The organism is Buttiauxella noackiae ATCC 51607, assembly GCF_001654865.1.
Lineage (GTDB): Bacteria > Pseudomonadota > Gammaproteobacteria > Enterobacterales > Enterobacteriaceae > Buttiauxella > Buttiauxella noackiae.
The window spans coordinates 1-3,093 of record NZ_LXEO01000075.1 but is presented as its reverse complement, the minus strand read 5'-3'; the positions used below and the strand labels follow the sequence as shown (position 1 = coordinate 3,093).

The window sequence follows — 3,093 nt, the reverse complement described above, 5'->3', positions numbered from 1 at the left end:
TTTGCTCTTTAAAAATCCGGAACAAGCTGAAAATTGAAACGACACACTGTTTCCTTTCTCCGTAATAAGAAAGGAAGTGAGGTGTGTTCGAGTCTCTCAAATTTTCACAACATCGATGGTTGTCTTACGAGACACCTTCGGGTTGTGAGGTTAAGCGACTAAGCGTACACGGTGGATGCCCTGGCAGTCAGAGGCGATGAAGGACGTGCTAATCTGCGATAAGCGTCGGTAAGGTGATATGAACCGTTATAACCGACGATTTCCGAATGGGGAAACCCAGTGTGATTCGTCACACTATCGTTAAGTGAATACATAGCTTAACGAAGCGAACCGGGGGAACTGAAACATCTAAGTACCCCGAGGAAAAGAAATCAACCGAGATTCCCCCAGTAGCGGCGAGCGAACGGGGAGCAGCCCAGAGTCTGAATCAGTTTGTGTATTAGTGGAAGCGTCTGGAAAGTCGCAGGGTACAGGGTGATACTCCCGTACACAAAAATACACCTGCTGTGAACTCGAAGAGTAGGGCGGGACACGTGGTATCCTGTCTGAATATGGGGGGACCATCCTCCAAGGCTAAATACTCCTGACTGACCGATAGTGAACCAGTACCGTGAGGGAAAGGCGAAAAGAACCCCGGCGAGGGGAGTGAAACAGAACCTGAAACCGTGTACGTACAAGCAGTGGGAGCCTCTTTTATGGGGTGACTGCGTACCTTTTGTATAATGGGTCAGCGACTTATATTCTGTAGCAAGGTTAACCGTATAGGGGAGCCGCAGGGAAACCGAGTCTTAACTGGGCGTTAAGTTGCAGGGTATAGACCCGAAACCCGGTGATCTAGCCATGGGCAGGTTGAAGGTTGGGTAACACTAACTGGAGGACCGAACCGACTAATGTTGAAAAATTAGCGGATGACTTGTGGCTGGGGGTGAAAGGCCAATCAAACCGGGAGATAGCTGGTTCTCCCCGAAAGCTATTTAGGTAGCGCCTCGTGAACTCATCTTCGGGGGTAGAGCACTGTTTCGGCTAGGGGGCCATCCCGGCTTACCAACCCGATGCAAACTACGAATACCGAAGAATGTTATCACGGGAGACACACGGCGGGTGCTAACGTCCGTCGTGAAGAGGGAAACAACCCAGACCGCCAGCTAAGGTCCCAAAGTCATGGTTAAGTGGGAAACGATGTGGGAAGGCACAGACAGCCAGGATGTTGGCTTAGAAGCAGCCATCATTTAAAGAAAGCGTAATAGCTCACTGGTCGAGTCGGCCTGCGCGGAAGATGTAACGGGGCTAAACCATGCACCGAAGCTGCGGCAGCGACGCTTAGGCGTTGTTGGGTAGGGGAGCGTTCTGTAAGCCGTTGAAGCTGGACTGTGAGGTCTGGTGGAGGTATCAGAAGTGCGAATGCTGACATAAGTAACGATAAAGCGGGTGAAAAACCCGCTCGCCGGAAGACCAAGGGTTCCTGTCCAACGTTAATCGGGGCAGGGTGAGTCGACCCCTAAGGCGAGGCCGAAAGGCGTAGTCGATGGGAAACAGGTTAATATTCCTGTACTCGGTGTTACTGCGAAGGGGGGACGGAGAGGGCTATGTTAGCCGGGCGACGGTTGTCCCGGTTTAAGCATGTAGGCGGAGAGTTTAGGTAAATCCGGACTCTTGTTCAACGCTGAGGTGTGATGACGAGGCACTACGGTGCTGAAGTAACAAATGCCGCACTTCCAGGAAAAGCCTCTAAGCATCAGGTAACATCAAATCGTACCCCAAACCGACACAGGTGGTCAGGTAGAGAATACCAAGGCGCTTGAGAGAACTCGGGTGAAGGAACTAGGCAAAATGGTGCCGTAACTTCGGGAGAAGGCACGCTGTCGGTAAGTGAAGTCCCTCGCGGATGGAGCTGAAGGCAGTCGAAGATACCAGCTGGCTGCAACTGTTTATTAAAAACACAGCACTGTGCAAACACGAAAGTGGACGTATACGGTGTGACGCCTGCCCGGTGCCGGAAGGTTAATTGATGGGGTTATCCGCAAGGAGAAGCTCTTGATCGAAGCCCCGGTAAACGGCGGCCGTAACTATAACGGTCCTAAGGTAGCGAAATTCCTTGTCGGGTAAGTTCCGACCTGCACGAATGGCGTAATGATGGCCAGGCTGTCTCCACCCGAGACTCAGTGAAATTGAAATCGCTGTGAAGATGCAGTGTACCCGCGGCAAGACGGAAAGACCCCGTGAACCTTTACTATAGCTTGACACTGAACATTGAGCCTTGATGTGTAGGATAGGTGGGAGGCTTTGAAGCGTGGACGCCAGTCTGCGTGGAGCCAACCTTGAAATACCACCCTTTAATGTTTGATGTTCTAACGTAGACCCGTGATCCGGGTTGCGGACAGTGTCTGGTGGGTAGTTTGACTGGGGCGGTCTCCTCCTAAAGCGTAACGGAGGAGCACGAAGGTTAGCTAATCACGGTCGGACATCGTGAGGTTAGTGCAAAGGCATAAGCTAGCTTGACTGCGAGAGTGACGGCTCGAGCAGGTGCGAAAGCAGGTCTTAGTGATCCGGTGGTTCTGAATGGAAGGGCCATCGCTCAACGGATAAAAGGTACTCCGGGGATAACAGGCTGATACCGCCCAAGAGTTCATATCGACGGCGGTGTTTGGCACCTCGATGTCGGCTCATCACATCCTGGGGCTGAAGTAGGTCCCAAGGGTATGGCTGTTCGCCATTTAAAGTGGTACGCGAGCTGGGTTTAGAACGTCGTGAGACAGTTCGGTCCCTATCTGCCGTGGGCGCTGGAGAATTGAGGGGGGCTGCTCCTAGTACGAGAGGACCGGAGTGGACGCATCACTGGTGTTCGGGTTGTCATGCCAATGGCATTGCCCGGTAGCTAAATGCGGAAAAGATAAGCGCTGAAAGCATCTAAGCGCGAAACTTGCCCCGAGATGAGTTCTCCCTGACCCTTTAAGGGTCCTGAAGGAACGTTGAAGACTACGACGTTGATAGGCTGGGTGTGTAAGCGTAGCGATACGTTGAGCTAACCAGTACTAATGAACCGTGAGGCTTAACCTTACAACACCGAAGGTGTTTTGGTTGAGAGACCAGAGA

General features: G+C 52.1%; 1 rRNA gene. It reads left to right on the top strand.

The window, feature by feature from the left end:
- Positions 1 to 148 precede the first annotated feature (148 nt).
- Positions 149 to 3,057, top strand: a 23S ribosomal RNA gene (locus M979_RS22140).
- Positions 3,058 to 3,093 lie beyond the last annotated feature (36 nt).